Source organism: Citrobacter sp. Cpo032 (assembly GCF_030332975.1).
Classification (GTDB): domain Bacteria; phylum Pseudomonadota; class Gammaproteobacteria; order Enterobacterales; family Enterobacteriaceae; genus Citrobacter; species Citrobacter portucalensis.
This window is the reverse complement of record NZ_JAOWGU010000036.1, coordinates 331,849-353,884: the sequence shown is the minus strand read 5'-3', so window position 1 is coordinate 353,884 and position 22,036 is coordinate 331,849. Positions and strand designations below refer to the sequence as shown.

Below are 22,036 nucleotides of genomic sequence, written 5' to 3'. Positions count from 1 at the left end.
GCTCTGTTATACTCGCAGGCCTTTCATACCTGCGAGCAAGGAGCATGTTGTGGCCAGGGCCATGGACAATTCAATTTTAGAGACCATTGTGCAGCAGGTTCGTCCGCTGATTGGTCAGGGTAAAGTCGCTGATTACATTCCGGCATTAGCCTCCGTCGACGGTTCAAAACTGGGTATTGCTATCTGTACCGTTGATGGGCAGCACTATCAGGCGGGAGATGCGCAAGAACGTTTTTCTATTCAGTCGATTTCAAAGGTGCTCAGTCTGGTCGTGGCGATGCGTCACTATCAGGAAGAGGAGATCTGGCAGCGCGTCGGCAAAGATCCTTCCGGTCATCCTTTTAACTCCCTGGTGCAGCTGGAAATGGAGCAGGGTATCCCTCGCAATCCCTTTATTAATGCCGGGGCGCTGGTGGTTTGCGATATGCTGCAAGGGCGTCTAAGCGCACCGCGTCAACGGATGCTGGAAGTGGTGCGGGCATTAAGCGGCGTTTCGGATATCGCCTATGATGCGACGGTCGCGCGATCGGAGTTTGAGCACTCGGCGCGTAACGCCGCTATTGCATGGTTGATGAAATCCTTCGGCAATTTTCACCATGACGTGCCCACCGTTTTGCAGAACTATTTTCACTACTGCGCGCTGAAAATGAGCTGTGTGGAACTAGCGCGGACTTTTGTCTTTTTGGCAAATCAAGGGCATGCCTTTCATCTTGCTGAGCCTGTGGTCACTCCTATGCAGGCCCGGCAGATCAATGCGCTGATGGCGACCAGCGGCATGTATCAGAACGCAGGGGAATTTGCCTGGCGGGTCGGGCTTCCGGCGAAATCAGGTGTGGGTGGCGGCATCGTGGCGATCGTGCCACACGAGATGGCGATTGCTGTCTGGAGTCCGGAACTGGATCCGGCGGGAAATTCACTGGCCGGTATCGCCGTGCTGGAGCAATTAACACAACAGCTGGGGCGCTCGGTTTACTGATGAAAACGCTCGATCCTCTTTTTGCCCGGCTGGCGAAATCAACGTTTCGCTCGCGGTTTCGTCTTGGCCAGAAAGAAAGGCAGTATTGTCTGGATAAAGGGGCGCCAGTTATCGAGCAACATGCTGCGGATTTTATAGCTAAACGACTGGCACCTGCGTTTCCCGCCAATGATGGAAAACAGACTCCTATGCGTGGTCACCCGGTATTTATTGCTCAACATGCTACGGCGACGTGCTGTCGAGGGTGTCTGGCGAAATGGCATGATATACCTCAGGGTGTAGCGCTAAACGATGAACAGCAACGTTACGTTGTCACGGTTATTTACCACTGGTTAGTGCTCCAAATGAACAAGCCATAGATAACATTATCCTATGATATCCCCCCTTGTGTTGTGTAATTGTTAAAAGCAGTATGAAGGGGTCAATCTAAGGAGAAACCATGGCTTCCGGCAAACCCTGCTTTGTGCTGAGCGCGGCACAGATTCTGTCGCGAATCGACGAGCTCAGCGATGTTCTTGAACAGTGCGTCAATGACGGCGCCTCCATCAGTTTTATGCTGCCCTTTAATCGCGAAAAATCAGAGGCTTTCTGGATGAAGGTCGCGCAAAGTGTTTCTCGCGGAGAACGGATCGTTCTTGGTACGCAGAATGCGCTGGGGGTGCTTGTCGGTACCGTCCAACTCATTATCGATCAACCCGAAAATCAACCTCATCGTGCTGATGTCGCCAAACTGCTGGTTCACCCCTCAGCGCGACGCAGTGGTCTGGCCCGTGAATTGATGAACGAACTGGAAAGTTGCGCGCGTCAACAAGGTAAAACGCTGCTGGTGCTTGATACGGCGACGGGCAGTGGTGCGGAGTTGTTCTACCACAATTGTGGGTGGAAAAAGGTAGGGGTGATACCTGACTATGCCCAAATGCCCGATGGGATGCTGACCGGAACCACACTTTTCTATAAAACGCTCTAATTTGTCGCCGGGGATTGATCAAAACAGGGTTTCAATGTATTAAAGTTTGCTAACCTATTGGACCAATTCAATTAAGTTGTATGACTAATCATAAAGGGAACCCATTGTGCAAACACTAAATCGTCGCGATTTCCCCGGTGCTCAGTATCCTGAACGTATTATTCAGTTTGGTGAAGGAAACTTCCTGCGCGCCTTTGTAGACTGGCAGGTAGATCTGCTGAACGAACATACCGATCTGAACGCTGGTGTGGTCATTGTTCGTCCTATCGAAAGTTCCTTCCCGCCATCGCTGAGTACGCAGGATGGCCTCTATACCACTATCATTCGTGGTTTGAATGAGAAGGGCGAGGCCGTCAGTGATGCCCGTCTAATTCGTTCAATTAACCGTGAAATCAGCGTCTATAGCGAATACGATGAGTTCCTGAAGCTGGCGCATAATCCTGATATGCGTTTTGTGTTCTCTAACACCACGGAAGCAGGTATCAGTTACCACGCGGGCGATAAGTTTGACGACGCGCCAGCAGTTAGTTATCCGGCTAAACTGACGCGTCTGCTGTTCGAACGCTTCAGCTATTTTAACGGCGCATTGGATAAAGGCTGGATTATCATCCCTTGCGAACTGATTGATTATAACGGTGATGCACTGCGTGAACTGGTTCTGCGCTACGCTCAGGAATGGGCGCTGCCGGAAGCGTTTATTCAGTGGCTGGATCAGGCCAATGCATTTTGCTCCACGCTGGTGGACCGTATTGTTACCGGCTATCCGCGTGATGAGGTTGCTAAGCTCGAAGCAGAACTGGGCTATCATGATGCTTTCCTCGATACCGCAGAACACTTCTATCTGTTTGTCATTCAGGGGCCAAAGTCATTAGCCGCAGAACTACGTCTGGATAAGTATCCGCTGAATGTCCTGATCGTGGATGACATCAAACCGTACAAAGAGCGCAAAGTGGCGATTCTCAACGGTGCTCACACCGCGCTGGTCCCTGTTGCCTGGCAGGCAGGGTTGGACACCGTGGGCGAGGCGATGAATGACGCTGAGATTTGTGCTTTCGTGGAGAAAGCGATCTATGAAGAGATCATTCCGGTACTGGATTTACCACGTGATGAGTTAGCTTCTTTCGCCAGCGCGGTAACCGGTCGATTCTGCAACCCGTATATAAAACATCAGCTGCTGTCGATTGCCCTGAATGGCATGACCAAGTTCCGCACCCGTATATTGCCGCAACTGCTGGCAGGGCAACAGGCCAGCGGTAAGCTGCCGGCGCGTTTGACGTTTGCACTTGCCGCGTTAATTGCTTTTTATCGTGGAGAGCGCAACGGTGAGTCTTATCCGGTTCAGGATGATGCGCACTGGATAGAACGTTTTCAACAGCTGTGGTCCCAGCATCGCGATCGCCAGATAAGTACCGAAGCGTTGGTCAAATCTGTACTGGGTGTCAAAGAACACTGGGAACAAGATCTGACGCAGGTTTCTGGACTGGTGGAACAGGTCTCTGCCGATCTGGATACCATTCTGGCAAAAGGTATGCGTGAAGCCGTTAAGCCACTGTGCTAAGACGACTACCGATAACCCGGCTCAGGCCGGGTTTTTTCTGGATATACATTAGTTACAACATACTATGTGGTTTATATCATAAACCCGGTCTGTGACTTAGGTGCGGCTTCATTTTAAGCAGGGCCAAAGTTGTTGGGATAATGTTGCGATTAACTTGCAACATTGATCGCTATCGCGTCTAATGTGACGGATTTCACATTTTCCCGAAGATAACCATGATCGTTCGTCCCCAACAACACTGGCTGCGCCTGATATTCGTCTGGCATGGTTCCGTATTATCTAAAATATTTTCACGACTGCTGCTGAACTTCCTGCTCTCCATCGCCGTTATCATCATGTTGCCCTGGTATACGATGTTGGGTATCAAATTTACCCTGGCACCGTTCAGTATTCTGGGCGTGGCGATTGCTATCTTTTTAGGTTTTCGCAATAACGCCTGCTATTCACGTTATGTCGAAGCCCGACACCTGTGGGGGCAGTTGATGATTGCTTCCCGGTCACTACTTCGCGAGGTGAAAACCACCTTACCGGATGACGCCGAACTGGGGCAGTTTGTTCGTCTGCAAATCGCATTTGCCCACTGTTTACGCATGACATTACGTCGAAACCCACAGGCAGAGCCGTTGGCGAAATATCTCAGCGAGAAAGATCTGCAGACGGTATTTGCCGCACAATCGCCAGCAAACCGCATTTTGTTGCTGATGGGGGAGTGGTTGGCCGTGCGCAGACGTGATGGGCAGCTGTCCGATATATTATTTCATAGTTTAAACAACAGATTAAATGATATGTCGGCAGTACTGGCAGGTTGTGAGCGAATCGCGAATACACCCGTTCCGTTTGCTTATACTTTGATCCTTCATCGCACTGTTTATCTGTTTTGTATCATGCTGCCATTCGCGTTGGTGGTGGATCTTCACTACATGACGCCGTTTATTTCAGTGCTGATTTCCTATACTTTTATCTCGCTTGATGCGCTTGCGGAAGAGCTTGAAGATCCGTTTGGTACTGAGAACAATGACCTGCCGCTGGATGCGATTTGCAATGCAATCGAAATCGATTTACTGCAAATGAACGATGAAACCAATGTGCCAGCAAAACATATGCCGGATAAACATTACCAACTAACTTAGTTTCGTTCTGTTTCCCACCATGCTGGCCGCATATCAGAAAACGAATGAAACTCCGGCGCCAGATCTTCATCATTAGGATCGTCAAAAGCGCCGGCTAAAAGCGCAATGACCGGAGCGTCATCGATGGCGCCCACGGAACTACCGCACTGAGGGCAAAAAGCCCGACTGGTGGTTTCAGATGAGCGCCAGGTTGTCGGTTTTCCGGCTTTTCCTGTCCATTCTACATTTTCTGCATCAAACTCAATCCAGACGACGGTCGGGGCACCCGTATGTTTCCGGCATATATCGCATGAGCAGGTATGGGAATTATTAGGACTGCTGGCTGTGAAGCGGATCGAGCCACACAGACACCCACCAATGTAGACTTTAGACATAACAACCCCCGTCAGTAACATGTGGCAAGACACTAGCAGATGCCTGACATAGCCACTAGATCCTTATGATAAAAAGGCGAGGGCGCGCATACTCGGTAGCCCTGTCCTGTGATCTGTCTGATGATAAACGCTTAACTATTGCGTCTGGCAACAATAAACAACCGCGGAAAGGCCAGCAAAATATTGCCGTTTTCCTGCAACGGATATTGATCCTGAAGCAGTTCATGGTAGCGAGCCAGGTAATGACGCTGCTCGCTTTCGCTCAAATCCTGTAACCAGGGGCGTAGTCCCGTTGAGCTTACCCAGTCGATAATCGCCTGATGCGAATCCATAATGTGATAATACGTTGTACGCCAGATATCTACATCACAACCCGCTTCGGTCAAAATATCATAGTAGGCGTGAACGCCAGGAAGCGGAGCACGCCCCCGGTCGGGGTAATCTTGTTCATAAGCCACTTCGCGCATCAGTACATGCGTGGGCTCCAGCCAGTTATCCGGCATTTGCACGGCCAGAACACCGTTGTGACTCAGTTGTGAGACCAAATGTGGGAATAATTCATAGTGATCGGGCACCCACTGTAACGACGCATTTGCATAAAGCAGATCCACGGGATGCTCGGGCTGAAACTGGCTAATATCCGCTTCGATAAAATGGCAGTCAGGTAATGCGTTGCGCGCTTCATTCAGCATAGCAGGTGAAGAATCGACACCTGTTGTCTTTGCCGTGGGCCAGCGCTGATGCAGCAATGCCGTACTGTTTCCCGGACCACAACCAAGATCAACAACTGAGCGGACATTTTCTAACGCCACACGGCTGAGTAATTCTGCTGCGGGTCTTGAACGTTCAGTTGCATATTGCAGATAAAGCGAAGGGTTCCAGTCGGCCATGTATAAATCTCCAGTATGAGAGGAAAAGTCGGAAAAGGGCGGTATAAGACCTTGCCGATGAGCCACTTATTTTAGAAGATTATATGAAAATGAATGATAAGGGCAGGAATATGCTGGAAACATCAAGGTTGATATTGCGACAGTGGGAGGCTAAAGACCGAGCCCCTTTTGCTGCACTCAATGCCGATTCTGACGTGATGCGTTTTTTCCCCGCGCCGCTACAGAAAGCTGAAAGCGATAACCTGGCCGATAGATTTAGTGAAGGTATTGCAGAACGCGGCTGGGGATTTTGGGCCGTAGAGCTAAAAGAAACACACCAGTTTGTGGGCTGTGTGGGGTTGCATCCACAACCTGATAAATTTCATTTTTCACCCTGTACCGAAATTGGCTGGCGGCTTGCTAAAGCATACTGGCACCAGGGTCTGGCGTTAGAAGCCGCACAAGCGAGTCTTGCATTTGCTTTTGACGTACTGGCGCTAAATGAAGTCGTTTCATTTACTTCTGTGCTGAATAAACCGTCAGAGAATCTGATGATACGACTTGGTATGAATAAAACAGAAGAGTTTACGCATCCCGCGTTGCCGCCAGATCATCGATTGGCACAACATGTTCTGTATCGTCTTTGCCGATAATTAATCAGTCTATTTTGCTCCTTTTCTCATATCAGAGAAAATAACTAAGCCAATTCCAGCCAAAATAATGATGCTTGCGAGAAGGATTCTGACGGTGAGCGTTTCGCCCAAAAATATGATCCCACCGAGAGTGGCCAGACAAGGTACGCTGAGTTGAATAGTACTGGCCGTTGTGGACCTGAGTAAGGGGAGCAATGAATACCAGAGCAGATATGCACCTCCCGATGTAATTGCACCAGAAAGCACGCCCAGAACTAATCCATATATATCAATATGAAGATGAGAGCGGAAGAACAGAGGAATAATCAATGCGACCGGGATTGCCAGGATGAAATTCCCCCCGGTAGAGGCAGCAGCATCCGTGATTTTTTTCCCTGTGATACTGTAGAACGCCCAGGCTAACCCAGCAATAACCATCATTATTGCAGCATACAGGGAAGGGCGTTCTGCACCAGGAAGCAGCAATATGGCTATTCCAGCCAATGCTCCGAGTATTCCTGTTATTTTTAAAATTACGAGCTTTTCTCCCTGAGCTATCCCCCATACTGTCATGACGAGCTGAACGGTACCAAAGAGCAGCAGGGCACCAGCGCCGGTGCTGAGAGAAACATAGGCAATGGAGAATGAAAAAACATAGATGCAAAGTAGCAGGGCATTTAACCACTTGAATTCAAATTTTCTGCTGTCAGATGTTATCGCAATAAATAAAAAAAGGGCAATTGCGCCACTTATCAACCGGAGGCTGCTGAATGAAATAGCATCAGCATGCATCCCCTTCAACGCGAGTCGGCAAAGTACGGAGTTGCCGGCAAATGCGACCATTGCGATGATGATTCTGATGAGCAAGATAACGTCCTTTAGTCGATACGATAATTAGTAAAAGATGCAGGTGTTGTCTTTAAAAACAGGTGTGTTGATTAACATAATTGCCAACATCAACGACTCTATTCGTGTTGGGATCGACATTAAGAACGACAAAACGCATTTGTGGGCAGAACAGCTCTGCACTTTTCTTGCTGCATTCAGTTTGTAGCCATAGATGCTCACCCTGTTCGGTTACAACCGTGTTCACGTTTCCGTATTCGCTGCACACAAAACCTTTTTCAGTTGCTCTTTGCCTTGCTGCCTCCAGGCTCAGACCAATAACATTCAGCTCATCGACCTCTTTGGCATGTGTGCTGTCGGAAACACGGGTTAATGTGCAGCTCGACAGCGTAGAGGTAAATAGTAGCAAGAGCATGAAGCGTAGGATGGTTTTGCTTTTTTTGTTTCGCATTGTCCGATATGTACTCAATTTTATTATCGTATTTCTGAAAGTAAGTGAAGTCACCGGGTTCAGTATATAACGAACGATTACATACCATTGCTAAAAAATCACAGATGTGCGGCTTTATATTTTTAAATGAAAGCTTCCAAAGCCAAAATCTCATGACGTAATAATTGAGACTATGTACTTTTGGTCAGAGGTATGTGCGTTTCAAATTAGCGACGATGAAGATAAGAGCCTTCCCAGAGACATATCATCTTTCACATCAAATGAAGATCTCATTCTCACTAACATTGCGTAAGTGAAAGGCTGGTCTATGCTAAAAAAAGCAATCAAATTTGCGTTGGCTTTTTGAATAATAACGATAATTCTCGCGTTTTCGGTGGCGAATATGAACAGGATTGTGATCGCTTTTTTAATGTGCTTTCTTTCCTCTTTGGTTGTTAACACATATGCGGCGGAACCTCGTCAGGAACCCACCGAAAAGGAACGCGCGCGAACGGTTTATATTTTTCATCAACCGATTGTCATGCTCCAGGCGAAATTCGGCCTTACCACGCCAGAAGAGCGGGTGCTGCGCATCCGCAATACGCTACGAAATTTCACTGAAGCCGATGTTCGCGAACCGTTACAGGTTGTGTCGGTCACGCGTTATAACCAGCCGGGAAGGCTTATCGTGATGAACGGTAAACCGGTGATGTTGCTGACACAAGGCGATCTCGACGAAGGAGACGATCTTACGCTCGACCAGGCGGCGCAGCGCGTACTGGCGCGCATGGAGGCGCAGCGGTCTGCATTGAGCGATCAGTATAACAGCGGCTGGCTGGCGCTGTCGGCGGTGAAAACGATGGCTGGTCTGGTGGGACTGGTGCTGTTTTGGTTCGGTGCATACCGTTCCTGGCGTTGGGTCAGACGCGTTTATCGTCGTCGCATTTTTGAGAACAAAAGCTGGATCCCCCAGAGTTGGCGGCGTTTTATCGGCGCTATCGAGACACGCCTGTACGCACTGTTGATGATCCTGCTGGGTATCGTTGCACTTTACGTTTGGCTGAGTTGGGCCTTTAGCCTGTTTCCCTGGACGCGCGTCTGGGGAGAGTCCCTTGGTGACTGGTCTGTACACGTAGTGCGTGATATTGCATTGTCGATTGTCTCAGCGTTACCTGGCTTGATGATCGTCCTGATCATTTTTCTCATCACGGCGTTCATCCTGAAGTTGCTTAAGGTGGTTCTCAACCAGGTGGAGGCAGGGCGTTTGCAGTTGCCTGGAATTCATCCAGAAACCGTGGGCGCAACCCGTAAGTTAATCTCTGTGGTGGTGTGGCTCTTTGCGCTATCTGCAGCCTATCCCTTTTTGCCCGGTGCCAATTCACTGGCGTTTAAAGGTATCAGCGTTTTCTTTGGCCTGATGCTCACGCTGGGGTCGGCCGGGGTGATGAACCACGCAATGAGCGGACTGGTTTTGATCTATTCGCGCGCGCTGCGCAAAGGCGACATGATTCGGGTAGCGGACAACGAGGGATTGGTAAGCGAAATTGGTATGCTCGCGACCAAAATTATCACTCGTGAAAATTACGTGGTCACAGTGCCAAATGCGGTAGTGGTTAGTGGAAAAATTACTAACCTTAGCGCGCAGAGCACCAACGGCGGCGTCAACCTGACGGTCGGCGTTACCATTGGCTACGACACGCCCTGGCGCCAGGTCCACGCAATGCTGGAGTTGGCAGCCAAGCGGGCCAAAGGAATCGATCTTTCACAGCCGCCGTTGGTGCGTCAGCTGAGTCTGATGGACTGGTATATTTCCTATGAATTGCAGGTGCGCCTGCTGCCGGATGTATCACTGGCAGATGCCCGTAATGAACTGCATAGCAATATTCAGGACGTCTTCAACGAATTTAACGTGCAGATTATGTCTCCGAATTTTGTGCTACAGCCAGAAAACAGCGTGATGGTGGCCAAAGAGAATTGGTATACCGCACCCGCAACACCGCCAGAAGGCGGGAAATAATGCGTTGGCTTTTTCTGCTTCTCGCTATCGCTATCAGGGGGATGACGTAAGTACCGTTCAGACGCAGCTAGCATTCGCAAAGCGATGTGGCGCTGACGATGCCGACCGGTGATGAATGGCGATTTGCTACCGGAGCGCAATATCAAATTACACCACAAAGCAATATCGGTGCTGCCGTGTCGTATCTGCATATGCAGTCGTCCCACGTACAGTCACCATCAATTTATCAGGGGAGTTACGATAATCCGTATCTGTGGTTTGCCAGTGTGAACTACAGTTATCAGTTCTAATGTTCAGTGAAGTGAGAGTCGCGGTGGAATTGTAGAAGACATAAAACAGCTATTTGCATAACCAGTTGCAGTCGAGAGCCATCATCCAGAACTGTTAGCGCTGTTGAGGTAACTGCGCTTGAAAGGGTTTTGAGGCGTCATTATTGAGCAGCACAAGGATGACCATAAAACATCAGATTCAGCCTTTATTTACTTTAGTGCGCATAATGTATATTATGTTAAATGCAATTTGATACGTACTCAGTTGAATCCCCATGTGGCCCACGTTTGGCCATTGACCTCCTCTGCTCATTACAATCATGAAAGCCCAAGGAACAGAGTTCGCTCCTGCAGTTGAGATGCTTTGAATCCGTGGTGAAGATAAAAACGTTTAGCTTCGTCTGTGAGCACATGCACCATAACGGCACGCACGCCAATATTTTCTGCCACTTTGTAACACCGCAGTACCGCATCGTGAAGCAGATCGGCCCCTAACCCTTTTCCACGAACAGAAAGATCTACGGCCAATCTGGCAAGGATAATTACGGGGATTGGATCTGGCATGTTACGCCGAAGATTGCCTGTTGCTTCTGTGTGGTTGACGCTACCAGTGGCCAGTGAATAAAAGCCAGCGACTTGTCGCGTGTCTGTTTTGCAGACAACAAACGTCCTGGTTGCACCGAGAGCCTGATTTTTCAACCCTTTTTGCTTTAACCAATCATCGAGAACAATTTCTCCGCTGACAAATTCCGCCAATTGATGAATGTGAGTTAGCGGCTCTGGTGCGGTTACAAATCCCACTGTGGTTTCCTTGCCAGTAGCTTCCTGATAGCGGGATCTTCGGCAACCGGAGCATCAAGCATCTCGATAAACTCAGCGTATTGTTCATCATTAAAATTAAACACTCGGCGATCGAGAATAACGTTCTCTGCCGCCTGGCAGGCCATTTCCAGAATAAAGTCTGTACGCGATTTATGTAGAATCTCTGCGGCCGCATCAATAAGCGCGCGTTGGGATTCTTTAGCTCTAAGGTTGAGCTGGACATCTGATTTCATTATTAAGCCTCTTGTATAGCAATTGCTTTACAAGCATACCATAAGGCTTATGTATAGCAACTGCTATACAGTCTCGTACAACTCAATACTCTGATAAGCAACAATAAAAAACCCGCCAGTGCTGGCGGGTTATGGCATAGTTTGTCTCTACAATTAAGGCGTTACCATGTTAAACCAGAAATCAAAGCTATCTAAATACCCGAGGAACTCATCAAGCTTGGCATGATTGCCGGAAATTTGTACATCACCCTTCTCTTCTGCCTGTTTCAGCGATTCTTCCTTGAGAATAATTTTGTTCAACGTTGCACGGTTAAGCGTAATGGAGGCATCAGCATTGCTGGCCTGAGCATCAGCGCTATGGTTAAGAACACCGTTTTCCAGTTCCAGTTTGTATTTACCGCCGTCAGCACCTAAATCGACGTTGAAGACTGCCTGCGCATTTGCCGCTTTTTCTCCGTTAATATGTACCGCGAGATAATCAAAGAACATCTCCGGCGACATGGCCTTAACGGTATCCGGGCTGGCGGTATTTGGCGTCGCGCCTTTTACCACACCGTTGCGTAATTCTTGTGCACCTGTCAGATAAAAATTACGCCATGGACCGGACTCAGCCTGGTAACCCATTTGTTCAAGGGCATCGGCTTCCAGATTACGGGCTTCTTTATTGCTCGGATCAGCAAAGACGATATTGTTAGTGACTTGCGCCACCCAACGGTAATTGCCCTGGGCGTAATCCGTTTTCGCTTTTTGCATGATTGCATCAGCGCCGCCCATATAATCGACATATTTCTTCGCGGCATCAACGGGCGGTAATTCATTCAGTGTTGCCGGATTACCGTTGAACCAGCCGAGGTAAAAGACATACGTTGCTTTCACATCATGGCTGACAGAACCATAGTATCCACGGCTGGCCCATGATTTTTCCAGACCAGACGGCAGTTTGAAGTTAGCGGCGATTTCGTCACGGGTCAGCCCCTGGTTAGCCATACGCAGCGTCTGATCGTTGATGTAACGGTACATATCACGCTGACTTTTCATTAACTTCACCACATTTTCATTACCCCAGGTCGGCCAGTGATGCTGAGCAATAATAATGTTTGCCTTTCCACCCCAGCGGCCAATAACGTCATTGATATATTTTGACCATGCCAGCGGATCGCGGATCTTCGCGCCACGTAATGAATAAGTGTTATGTAGCGTATGGGTGACATCCTCTGCAGCTTCGATCATTCCCTTCTCTTCTACATACCACAGCATTTCAGAAGGTGCTTCCGATCCCGGTGCCATCATGAAGTCATAGGTTAGACCGTCGATAACTTCTTTCTGCCCGGTGTGGGTAATATAGTTAGTGGGTTCAATCAGCGTCACCGTACCGGCGGAGGTTGTCGTCCCCAGACCCGCACCGACCTGACCTTTTGCATCCGGTTTCAGCAGATTGCCGTACATGTAACTGGCTCGGCGACTCATGGCGTTACCTGCCATAATATTTTCAGATACAGCTTCCTTCATAAAACCAGCCGGTGCATATACCTTCACTTTCCCGGATTTCACATCAGCGTCATCAATCACGCCGCGGACGCCACCGTAGTGATCAACATGGCTGTGTGTATAAATGACGGCAACAACGGGTCTTTTACCGCGATTCTTATAATAAAGGTCCATTCCTACTTTCGCGGTTTCTGCCGAGACAAGCGGATCAATGACCGTAATGCCCTCTTTCCCTTCCATAATTGTCATATTCGAGAGATCAAGATTACGGATTTGATACACGCCATCAGTGACCTGGAACAAGCCGCCAATATTGATCAACTGCGACTGACGCCACAGGCTTGGATTAACCGTGTCGGGGGCTTTTTCGCCCTCTTTGATAAAGGCATATTGCTGAGGGTCCCAAACAACATTTCCCTGCTTACCTTTAATCAATTCACTGGGAAGCGGAGCAATAAAACCTTTATGAGCGTTCATAAAATCGGTTTTATCAGTGAATGGCAATTGACCATATAAGGCGTCATTCGCACTTTTGGTCTGAGCAGTCGCATCTTTTGCCCCTTCCTGTGCCAATACAGGTAGTGATATTAATGATGTTGAACACACGCCAGCTAATGCCAGATAACTCACTAGTTTATTAAGTTTCATAAATCCTCACTAATAATATATTAGAAACCCTGCTGCTCTGATTGTTGAGAAGCTTCCGTAATACTGTGTTTATCAGGTTTCTATGATCTAATGCTCGTAGGCTAACATGATCTTATGAAACAATATAATGCAATGACATTTAATTTTAAATTTCATTTTGTTTTTATTTAAACAAAATAGCTGTAGACACCTGACTGTATAAAAAGATAATGGCTGGCATCCATTGTCTTTAGAACACTATATATGCGCACTCTCTATCTACTTCTCATCACTGGGATACTTTCTGGCTGTAATACTTCTCCCCCAAAGAAAGTTGTTAAAATCAATAAAATGGTGATCCCTGTTGTTCAGGCACAACCCGAGTCAAAATCAAGTAGTGACTCGGCATCCCTGTCCTTATACCAGGATAATAAACAGCAAATTGAAAACGTCGTGAGTTCGTTAAAAAATGAATATCTTCATGAGGTTAAGCCAAGAGAGATGTTTGACGTTCATAGCCAGGCATACCAGGTTTATGCTTCTTTAACCAAGCTCGAACAAATGCAGCAAATGAACAATTTTTATTATAAGGAGCATAATCAAACAGGACTGTTAAGCATTAATCAGTCCGTGAACTCTCTTATTGAATAACAAGAAATCCTCCTCAGAGAATGATGAGGAGGATTTTTTTGCGATTGATATATAGCATGCCACTATAATAGAATATTAAATTTAGAAAATCGATTTGTAACTTGTTTGTGGGTTTATTTAAAAGCGCTCAGGTAATTTATTGATGGAAGTAAGATACCCTCCGCGTTCAAAATCAATATACCCTCCTTTTTTTAACGCAGATACAACATTTAAAACACTGCTGCGCGATAAGTGGGTCCGATCCTGAATATAATCCAAAATAGAAACTCGCTTGCGCGTCTCTTCCGGCAACAAAATCATCTCTTCGAGGTGGTTACGTATCACTGAATAAGTACGCTGCTGTACGACTAAATCATCACGATAAAAGAGATAACCCGTATGATATGAAAGCACTGCCGCCGCATCTTCCCACAAGCCTTGTTGATGAAAGAGTTCTCGTGCTTTATCGGCATCAACGCGTAATAAGGTTGATTCAGCTTCAGCGCGCAATAAATGGCCGTGTACCGGTTGGATCATTTCGGCAATACCGAACAGATGGGGTTCATAGACGGTCACGATTAACAGACCATCAGAAGAACGTAAAATGGACAGCTCCCCTTGCAAAAAAAGGTAGAGTTGAGGCTTATTCTTGTATTTCCACATGATACGACGCCGCGGCACAACCTTCATCTTTTCTGCAATCGGTTCAAGTGCTTGCATTAAGCGTTGTATGCTTTGTTCTGGGCGTACCGGAGGTGAAATTTGCATAATCAAACCTGTATTATTTTGATCGAGAAAACAATATGCTTTTACCTATATTCCATGAAGGTAGTACAGATTCATATTAAAACCATAAATTGCTCAATAATAAAAGTACAAATTTATTTTTATTTAAACGAGCGTGAGTGATAAGACCACCAGCAGATGGTCGCCAGACACCGCCGGATAGATAATCCGCTATGGTGACTATTAACAATTCGTGAGATATTTAATCGGGAATAACGGCGCTAGAATTGATAGCTGTAGTTGACACTGGCAAACCATAACCACGGGTTCTTATATTGGCCTGCAAAGATATCAGATTTGACGTTGGACGACTGCATGTGCAAATACTCAACGGCAACGCCAATATTGCTGGCTGGCGTAATCTGGTACTGTGCACCGGTGGCAAGTCGCCATTCATCGCCGGTTGGCATCGAAAGCGCTACATCACTTTGCGATTTGTACGGTGAACTGTCATATGCAATACCGGCATTAATGCGCCACTGCTCATCGGGATGATATTGCACGCCCAGCGCTGTATGCCATGTATCTTTCAGACGATTATCACGATCGCTTTGCTGACCATTTATTGTAATCTGCGGGCTGCCAAACTGACTCCAGTCCTGCCAGCCAAGATCGCCCATCACTGACCACTGCCTGTTGATATCGTGAACCAGACTAAACATCACCTGCTGCGGAGCACGGACCTGTGTGGAGATCGGCAGATCATATCCAATATTAGGTATATTGGGAAAACGCGCTGTCCCGTCTATATTAAAATGATAATCAGTCTTGCTGGTCCAGGTTACACCCGCCCGAGTATTGTCAGTTATGTCCATTAATAACCCAAGGTGGTAATTCATCGCCCAGTCATGATCGCTTTGTTTCTCATCGTGGCCATCGACATCTCTGCTTAGCGACAGAAAACCATAGTTTAGCCCTGCAGCTGCGCCAACCGACACCTTATCACTTAGTTTCCATGCAACGGCGGGACTCAGCGTCATCGCAACCATGGTACTTTGTTTAATTAACCGAGCCCCTGCCCAGTTGCCGAAGTCGATACCTAACCCATAGTTGCCGTACAAACCCAAACCGGCAGAAACGGTATCACTCAGCCGTTGCGTATAAAACATGCTGGCATTGGGGAAAAGCGTCATTACATTACCGGGGCTTTGTCTGCCATCTGTCGTATTATTCAGCGTATAGGGAATATCTCCGCCCATCGCCTGTAATCCTCCGGTGACCATATGGTCAGGTAAACGAGTCATCCCCGCAGGGTTTGTTAACAGCGTAGAGGCATCCTGAGCACGAGCGGCCTGCCCTGCACCAGCCAGTGCGGTATCCTCCGTTCCGATTTCATAGAAATAGAGCGCACTGGCGTGATCGACCGATGAAAAGATCATCCCGGAGAGAAAAATTATATTTTTTTTCATTGTATTACCTGTTTGGAGAGGTCGTTCTTTACTAAACGTAGGGTCAGCTATCACACGGTATTGATTTATGCTAATAGCATAATCAGGCATCAGGAATGATGTCGTGTTAAATTTTATCCAATATTAAATTTTATAATTCAACACAACGACATCTTAAAAGTCGACTTAATGAGAACTCTTCTTAATAAGTGATTTGACATAAATTCTAATGTAAAGAAATGAAAATTTAATCTTTTCATAAAAAAGTATGAGTGAAGTCGCCAACGGAAAAACCATAGTTATGATCATCACATAACTGTAATATGTGGTTTAAAAAGTAAAACCTTTACAGCCTTGAGGAGACCTTGTCTTCTCAAAACTTCGTGTCTCAAATATGTCTTTGATTTCAATGGGGCACGATGATCGTTAACCTCTAAAACCTAATATATAAGTGAGGTGAATATCTTATTGTGCTAACTAATCCTCAGGAGAATAACGCTAATCTGGTCATGGATACATCATTTTTAAAATATGGATTTTTAATCATGCAATAACAATCAGGTATCTGATACGACTCATTCTTCTGTCATTTTTTGTAAGCGGAAGAAAAGAGTGATGATAGCTAATACAGGTAAAGATAGGGGTAATGACTTATGGCCTCACAATATGACTTTACTGTCACCCTGCACGATCTTGCTTTTATTCTTAAGCAAATCAAAATATCCGAAGCGGCAACTAACCCAGATGGTAGCGTTAATGCTGAATTGCTTAGAGAATTAGTTTCCAGCCCGCTATTACCTTATGGACTTCGCACGGTAGATGGTTCATGGAATAATCTTCTACCGGGTCAGGAGTTATATGGCTCTGCCGACCAGACAATGCCGAGATTAACCGCGTTAAACTGGCAAGATGCGGACCAAATGACCAGTTATATCCAAATTGGTGGCACCGTTATTGATGCCGACCCACGTATTATTAGTAACTTAATTTCCGATCAAACGGCATCTAACCCAGCCGCACTGGAGGTATTTAACGCGTTAAAAGATGCTCCCGGCGGGGGGACTATTACAGGAGACGGAGAAACGTTATCCATTCCTAACCAGTCTCCCGATATCGGTCTCTCCCCTGCTTTTAACGGCTGGATGACCTTCTTTGGCCAGTTTTTTGACCACGGTCTGGATTTGATTCCCAAAGGAGGCAACGGTATCGTTTTCATTCCGCTACAGCCGGATGACCCTTTATATGTTGAAGGGTCGTCGACAAACTTTATGCTATTAACCCGGGCAACGGTGGATGAAAACCGAGAGACAGTAAACCTGACTACCCCCTTCATCGACCAAAACCAAACCTACACCTCCCATCCTTCACATCAGATTTTCATCCGCGAATACGTCATTATTGATGGGAAACCTGAGCCTACCGGGAATTTATTAGGCGGTGCGAACGGTGGACTGGCGACCTGGGCCGACGTTAAAAACCAGGCTGAAACTCTGCTTGGCATTAAACTCACCGATCAGGATGTGTTTAATGTTCCCCTGCTGGCTACGGATCGCTATGGTAATTTGATTTTAAGTGAAAATGGAAAGGTACAGATTGTTACCACCGGGGGACTGGTTGAAGCCAACGGCGGTCTGTTGCCTGAGGGAACATTCCGCACCGGCCATGCGTTTCTTGATGATATTGCGCATACTGCCGCGCCAAAAGCGGGTCTGCTGGCAGATGATGACACTGCGATTGGGGGCGAAGGAGCGCAACCGGCAGGAACCTATGATAACGAACTGCTCGATCGTCACTTTATTACCGGTGACGGGCGTGGGAACGAAAATATAGGTTTAACCGCGGTGCACGCCGTTTTTCACAGCGAGCATAACCGTCTGGTTGAGCAATATAAAACAACACTGCTGGAAACCGGTGATATCGACCTCATTAATCAGTGGTTGATGCCCAATCATCAAATCACGGAATTACCTGCCGATACCAGTACGCTGGTATGGAACGGTGAGTACCTATTCCAGGCAGGTCGTTTCTCCACGGAAATGCAATATCAGCACCTCGTATTCGAGGAGTTTGCCCGTACCGTACAACCCGCCGTCGATCCGTTTGTTTTCTCCAACACGGCGGATATAAACCCGATGATCTTTGCCGAGTTTGCGCATGTGGTTTACCGTTTTGGGCATTCAATGCTGACAGAAACCGTGGCGCGCACCGACATTGATATGCAAAGCGGCGATATTGACCTAATTTCAGCATTCCTGAATCCGGTAGCATTTAATCAAATCAACGGGGCCACCGTCACGGACGATCAGGCTATTGGCGCAATTGTGCGTGGTATGACGCGTCAGGTGGGTAACGAAATTGATGAATTTATTACCGATGCTCTGCGTAATAATCTCATCGGCCTGCCCCTCGATTTAGGCGCGCTTAATATAGCCCGTGGCCGTGACACCGCAATGCCGACGCTGAACCAGGCCCGCGAGCAGTTTTTTGCATTAAGCGGTGATAGTCAACTGAAGCCTTATACCAGTTGGGCTGACTTCACTACCTACCTGAAAAATCCCGCTTCAATCATTAACTTTATGGCCGCCTATGGTCAGCATGAGCTGATCCTCAATGCCACCAGCCTTGAAGGTAAGCGTGCAGCGGTAAACTTCCTGTTGTTTGGTGATGCTAACAATGCCCCGCCTGCGGATGCGATGGATTTCTTTAACAGTACCGGAGCGTGGGCAACCAAAGAGACCGGCCTGAATATGGTCGATTTCTGGATTGGCGGGCTGGCAGAGCGCAAAAATGAATTTGGCGGCATGCTCGGCTCAACCTTCAACTTCGTCTTTGAAACACAAATGGAAATGCTTCAGGACGGCGATCGTTTCTACTATCTGAGCCGCGTTCAGGGGCTGAACTTACTCAATGAACTGGAGGCCAACTCGTTTTCCGCGCTGGTAATGCGTAACAGCGATCTTGGCGATGAGGGATCCTCCCACCTGCCCGCAAATCTGTTCCAGACACCGGACCATATTTTTGAAGTGAACCGCGTGCTGCAAACGGAAATCGACCCGAAATGGGGAAATCCACTGAAGGATCTGCTCTCACCGTTGTTGGTGCGTCGTGACCCAGGTGCGGATGTTGACGGCGATAGTTTTGGCCGATGGCGGGTATCTGAAATATACCGGCGATGGGCATGTGGTGCTTGGAGGGACGGCAGGCAATGATACGTTAATCGGCGGTAAAGGGATCGACAGTCTGTGGGGTGATGGCGGAGATGACCGACTGGACGGCGGCGACGAAGCAGACGTGGTCCATGGTGGTGACGGTGATGACATTATTACCGATACCGGTACGCCTGTAGGTGATGCGGACTTCCTGCACGGTGATGCCGGACATGACGTTATCTTCTCCGGTAACGGAAACGATCTGGTCTTTGGTGGCAGCGGTAGCGACTTCGTGGTGGTCGGCGAAGATGCACAGGAGGTCTTCTCGGGTCAGGATAACGACTTTGCGCTTGGCGGCTCGGGTGGTGATTTCCTGATGGGCAACGAAGGCGATGACTGGCTGGAAGGTGGCGACGGGTTTGACACGCTGGCGGGTGACAACTCTGAGTTGTTCTTCAACAGTACCATTATCGGTCACGATGTTCTTAACGGTCAGGGTAACGACACCGACTACGATGGCGAAGCCGGTGACGACATCATGGTTCAGGGCGCGGGGATCCAGCGCAATAATGGCATGGCCGGTTTCGACTGGGCTATCCATAAAGGCGACCCAAATGGCGCTAACTCTGACCTTGGGATCCCTATTTTTGTCAACCAGCAGGAGTTTATTCTACGCGACCGTTTTGATCTTGTTGAAGGGCTGTCGGGCTGGAAATACGACGATATCCTGACCGGGACAGAACAGCCGATAGGTACTGCGCCTGTTCAGGGCGTTCCCCTCTCTAACAACCTGACCCAGGAAGGTGCGGACCGGATCACCGGTTTACAGGCTATTCTCGGCGTAGAGCGTTCTACAAATCCGGACGCGGTGCTCCTGAACCCTGATGATGGTAGCGATATTTTACTCGGCGGTGGTGGTAGCGACCGCATTATGGGTAAAGCTGGTAACGATATCATTGATGGTGATGCATGGCTCAACGTGCGTATTGCCGTTACGGGTATGGCAGGACTCACCAGCGCCGAAGGAATGGCCGAACTGAAATCGTACATGCTGGCCGGCACGCTGAAACCGAATCAGCTGTCGATTGTGCGAGAAATCCTGCATGAAGGTAACGGCACGGAAACTGACGTCGCGGTGTACCGTGATGTTAGCAGCAACTATGTCTTTACCCGTATGGCAGACGGTAGCCTGCGCGTCGATCACGCCACGCCGGATGCCGCGCTGAACCTGAATGATGGCATCGATCGTCTGTTGAACATCGAAAAACTGGAGTTTGGCGATGGGAAGCAGCTGTGGGTGACGGCGCAGCAAGCGACGGGCGATCTTACCATCAGCAATCCTAACCCTTCGGTGGGCGACCTGCTGCGCGTCAACGTGGCGAACTTGCTGGATGGTAACGGCCTGGCGGCGGATGTGGCCATTACCATGACCTGGCAGGCATTCGTCAACGGCCAATGGCGAGATCAGGCAACCGGCGTTGAGTTCAGAGTGCCAGGCGCTATTCAGGGCGCACCGCTGCGTGTGGTAGCCAGTTTTAACGATCGCATGGGTGACGCTGAAACACTGGTGTCGGCACAAACTCAGGCGATCCTACCGCGAAATCAGGCCACGACTGGTGTGCCGGTAATTAACGACCTCACCCCAACTGAAAGCCTGACGCTGACCGCGGTGGTTTCAGGCATTGCTGACGCCGATGGTCTGAGCGGCGGTAATTTCACTTATCAATGGAGAATGAGTTCGCCAACCGGATTCGTCAACATTAACGGCGCGACTTCCGCCACCTATACGCCGGGTCAGGCTATGGTTGGCAGAACGTTGCAGGTGGTCGTTACCGTCGTCGACGATGAAGGCAACCCCCCTGTTGTTCTGACGTCGACCACCACACAACCTGTGGGCGATCTGATTGTGGGTACCAACGGGGCTAACACCCTCGTCGGTACTGCCTGGAGCGATATCCTACGCGGTGAAGGCGGTAATGACACCTTACTCGGCGGTGCAGGTGACGATCTGCTCATTGGCGGTGCGGGAAACGACAACCTCTCTGGTCAGGCGGGGCAAGATATTCTGCAAGGTGATGCCGGTAATGACACGCTTGATGGCGGGCTTGGTGCCGACAGTATGACCGGCGGCGCGGGCGATGATACCTACATCGTTGATGATTTCGGTGATGTAGTTATCGAAGGTGTGAATGGCGGCACGGACGTTGTCCGAACCAACCTCAGCAGCTACGACCTCACCGATAACGTGGAAGAACTGGTATTTACCGGCAGCGGTAGTTTTATCGGTACCGGTAATGCCATTGCGAACACCATTACGGGAGGGACCGGTAACGACTATCTGTTCGGCATGGGCGGTAACGACCAGTTGTTTGGTGGTATCGGGAATGACTTCCTCGATGGCGGAGATGGCGCTGATAACCTGCAAGGCGGAGTTGGTAACGACGTCATGATTGGCGGTGCGGGCGCGGATACCCTCTCCGGCGGTAGCGGGGACGATATTCTCAATGGTCAGGAAGGTAACGACATTCTGGACGGTGGTGCCGGTAGCGATATCTTTGCCTTTGGCGCCAACTTTGGGCAGGACCGAATTACCGGTTTTGACAGTAACCCCAACGGCGGGCAGGACTTCCTTGATCTCGTCTTGTTAGGTATCAACGCGGGTAATTTTGCCAGCAGCGTGTCTATCACCGGAAACAATGGCAACACCATTGTGACTATCGGTACAGATACCATCACATTGGTGGGCGTCAACTCAACCACCGTGAATATTGGTGACTTTTATCTGGAAATGCCCACCACCCTTGCCAGCAACAATGGCAATAGTTCATTGATCGTATAAGGAGAA

17 protein-coding genes and 2 pseudogenes are annotated in these 22,036 nt (G+C 48.5%); 10 read left to right on the top strand and 9 right to left on the bottom strand.

The features are described from left to right. The first annotated feature begins 49 nt into the window (after positions 1–49). The 5 genes from glsB (at position 50) to OGY33_RS07910 (ending at position 4,631) form a co-directional block, all read left to right on the top strand. Positions 50–976, top strand: coding sequence for a glutaminase B (gene glsB / locus OGY33_RS07930; RefSeq protein ID WP_003832944.1), 927 nt, complete (start codon positions 50–52; stop codon positions 974–976). Then, the gene (locus tag OGY33_RS07925) at positions 976–1,335 is read left to right on the top strand and encodes a DUF4186 domain-containing protein (RefSeq protein ID WP_008784753.1); all 360 of its coding nucleotides are present in this window, start codon (positions 976–978) and stop codon (positions 1,333–1,335) included. The genes glsB and OGY33_RS07925 overlap by 1 nt, the downstream gene beginning before the upstream one ends. An 80-nt stretch (positions 1,336–1,415) precedes the next feature. After that, complete coding sequence (locus OGY33_RS07920) at positions 1,416–1,943, top strand: GNAT family N-acetyltransferase (RefSeq protein ID WP_149607224.1); 528 nt, start codon at positions 1,416–1,418, stop codon at positions 1,941–1,943. A gap of 106 nt (positions 1,944–2,049) precedes the next feature. Next, a complete protein-coding gene (locus OGY33_RS07915; RefSeq protein WP_191238511.1) occupies positions 2,050–3,501 on the top strand; it encodes a tagaturonate reductase in 1,452 nt (483 codons plus the stop codon). A 215-nt stretch (positions 3,502–3,716) separates the two neighbouring features. Then, positions 3,717–4,631: a bestrophin family protein gene (locus OGY33_RS07910; protein ID WP_032943428.1), complete on the top strand. Its 915-nt coding sequence runs from the start codon at positions 3,717–3,719 to the stop codon at positions 4,629–4,631. On the opposite strand, the gene OGY33_RS07905 is transcribed toward OGY33_RS07910, so the two are convergent. Continuing rightward, positions 4,628–5,005: a GFA family protein gene (locus OGY33_RS07905; protein ID WP_003832953.1), complete on the bottom strand. Its 378-nt coding sequence runs from the start codon at positions 5,003–5,005 to the stop codon at positions 4,628–4,630. The two genes, OGY33_RS07910 and OGY33_RS07905, sit on opposite strands and share 4 nt — an antisense overlap. 131 nt (positions 5,006–5,136) lie before the next feature. Then, entirely contained in the window at positions 5,137–5,895 is a 759-nt protein-coding gene (gene tam / locus OGY33_RS07900; protein ID WP_032943429.1) for a trans-aconitate 2-methyltransferase, read from the bottom strand. A gap of 110 nt (positions 5,896–6,005) precedes the next feature. On the opposite strand from tam, the gene OGY33_RS07895 reads away from it, so the two are divergent. Next, complete coding sequence (locus tag OGY33_RS07895; RefSeq protein WP_048226507.1) at positions 6,006–6,527, top strand: GNAT family N-acetyltransferase; 522 nt, start codon at positions 6,006–6,008, stop codon at positions 6,525–6,527. Between the two features lie 9 nt (positions 6,528–6,536). On the opposite strand, the gene OGY33_RS07890 is transcribed toward OGY33_RS07895, so the two are convergent. Both OGY33_RS07890 and OGY33_RS07885 read right to left on the bottom strand, forming a co-directional pair. After that, positions 6,537–7,373 carry a DMT family transporter gene (locus tag OGY33_RS07890; RefSeq protein ID WP_125363450.1) on the bottom strand — a complete coding sequence of 279 codons (837 nt, stop codon included), beginning with the start codon at positions 7,371–7,373 and terminating at the stop codon, positions 6,537–6,539. A gap of 52 nt (positions 7,374–7,425) precedes the next feature. Continuing rightward, positions 7,426–7,803 (bottom strand): hypothetical protein, encoded by a 378-nt coding sequence (locus OGY33_RS07885; RefSeq protein ID WP_149607225.1) that lies wholly within the window; start codon positions 7,801–7,803, stop codon positions 7,426–7,428. 382 nt (positions 7,804–8,185) lie between these two features. Between OGY33_RS07885 and OGY33_RS07880 the strand changes: the two genes are divergently transcribed. Beyond that, complete coding sequence (locus tag OGY33_RS07880) at positions 8,186–9,799, top strand: mechanosensitive ion channel family protein (protein WP_103014885.1); 1,614 nt, start codon at positions 8,186–8,188, stop codon at positions 9,797–9,799. Positions 9,800–9,873: 74 nt separating this feature from the next. Beyond that, positions 9,874–10,089 (top strand): annotated as a pseudogene (locus tag OGY33_RS07875) (fatty acid transporter); the annotation flags it as partial. Between the two features lie 297 nt (positions 10,090–10,386). Here OGY33_RS07875 and OGY33_RS07870 read toward each other — a convergent pair. The 3 genes from OGY33_RS07870 to OGY33_RS07860 all read right to left on the bottom strand — a co-directional run bounded on the left by OGY33_RS07870 (position 10,387) and on the right by OGY33_RS07860 (position 13,259). Further along, the gene (locus OGY33_RS07870) at positions 10,387–10,869 is read right to left on the bottom strand and encodes a GNAT family N-acetyltransferase (protein WP_048214201.1); all 483 of its coding nucleotides are present in this window, start codon (positions 10,867–10,869) and stop codon (positions 10,387–10,389) included. After that, a complete protein-coding gene (locus OGY33_RS07865; RefSeq protein WP_008784769.1) occupies positions 10,857–11,123 on the bottom strand; it encodes a type II toxin-antitoxin system TacA family antitoxin in 267 nt (88 codons plus the stop codon). The genes OGY33_RS07870 and OGY33_RS07865 overlap by 13 nt, the downstream gene beginning before the upstream one ends. Positions 11,124–11,276: 153 nt before the next feature. Further along, positions 11,277–13,259, bottom strand: a complete 1,983-nt coding sequence (locus OGY33_RS07860) for an alkyl/aryl-sulfatase (protein ID WP_071692396.1) — start codon at positions 13,257–13,259, stop codon at positions 11,277–11,279. Between the two features lie 243 nt (positions 13,260–13,502). Here OGY33_RS07860 and OGY33_RS07855 point away from each other — a divergent pair, with 243 nt between their 5' ends. Then, the gene (locus OGY33_RS07855; protein WP_149607226.1) at positions 13,503–13,889 is read left to right on the top strand and encodes a KPN_03583 family lipoprotein; all 387 of its coding nucleotides are present in this window, start codon (positions 13,503–13,505) and stop codon (positions 13,887–13,889) included. Between the two features lie 117 nt (positions 13,890–14,006). Here the strand turns inward: OGY33_RS07855 and OGY33_RS07850 are convergent, their stop codons facing one another. Together OGY33_RS07850 and OGY33_RS07845 are read right to left on the bottom strand one after the other, a co-directional pair. Next, positions 14,007–14,636: a winged helix-turn-helix transcriptional regulator gene (locus tag OGY33_RS07850; RefSeq protein WP_008784772.1), complete on the bottom strand. Its 630-nt coding sequence runs from the start codon at positions 14,634–14,636 to the stop codon at positions 14,007–14,009. 239 nt (positions 14,637–14,875) lie between these two features. Continuing rightward, on the bottom strand, positions 14,876–16,063 hold the full coding sequence (locus OGY33_RS07845) for an OmpP1/FadL family transporter (protein ID WP_149607227.1): 1,188 nt from the start codon (positions 16,061–16,063) through the stop codon (positions 14,876–14,878). A 632-nt stretch (positions 16,064–16,695) separates the two neighbouring features. Between OGY33_RS07845 and OGY33_RS24460 the strand changes: the two are divergent. Beyond that, positions 16,696–22,030 (top strand): annotated as a pseudogene (locus OGY33_RS24460) (peroxidase family protein). Positions 22,031–22,036 lie beyond the last annotated feature (6 nt).

Excerpts from the sequence above, each read along its gene's own strand:
- OGY33_RS07925 (WP_008784753.1), top strand. The coding sequence starts at position 976 with ATGAAAACGCTCGATCCTCTTTTTGCCCGGCTGGCGAAATCAACGTTT.
- OGY33_RS07920 (WP_149607224.1), top strand. The coding sequence starts at position 1,416 with ATGGCTTCCGGCAAACCCTGCTTTGTGCTGAGCGCGGCACAGATTCTG.
- OGY33_RS07910 (WP_032943428.1), top strand. The coding sequence starts at position 3,717 with ATGATCGTTCGTCCCCAACAACACTGGCTGCGCCTGATATTCGTCTGG.
- OGY33_RS07905 (WP_003832953.1), bottom strand. The coding sequence starts at position 5,005 with ATGTCTAAAGTCTACATTGGTGGGTGTCTGTGTGGCTCGATCCGCTTC.
- tam (WP_032943429.1), bottom strand. The coding sequence starts at position 5,895 with ATGGCCGACTGGAACCCTTCGCTTTATCTGCAATATGCAACTGAACGT.
- OGY33_RS07895 (WP_048226507.1), top strand. The coding sequence starts at position 6,006 with ATGCTGGAAACATCAAGGTTGATATTGCGACAGTGGGAGGCTAAAGAC.
- OGY33_RS07885 (WP_149607225.1), bottom strand. The coding sequence starts at position 7,803 with ATGCGAAACAAAAAAAGCAAAACCATCCTACGCTTCATGCTCTTGCTA.
- OGY33_RS07880 (WP_103014885.1), top strand. The coding sequence starts at position 8,186 with ATGAACAGGATTGTGATCGCTTTTTTAATGTGCTTTCTTTCCTCTTTG.
- OGY33_RS07865 (WP_008784769.1), bottom strand. The coding sequence starts at position 11,123 with ATGAAATCAGATGTCCAGCTCAACCTTAGAGCTAAAGAATCCCAACGC.
- OGY33_RS07860 (WP_071692396.1), bottom strand. The coding sequence starts at position 13,259 with ATGAAACTTAATAAACTAGTGAGTTATCTGGCATTAGCTGGCGTGTGT.
- OGY33_RS07855 (WP_149607226.1), top strand. The coding sequence starts at position 13,503 with ATGCGCACTCTCTATCTACTTCTCATCACTGGGATACTTTCTGGCTGT.
- OGY33_RS07850 (WP_008784772.1), bottom strand. The coding sequence starts at position 14,636 with ATGCAAATTTCACCTCCGGTACGCCCAGAACAAAGCATACAACGCTTA.
- OGY33_RS07845 (WP_149607227.1), bottom strand. The coding sequence starts at position 16,063 with ATGAAAAAAAATATAATTTTTCTCTCCGGGATGATCTTTTCATCGGTC.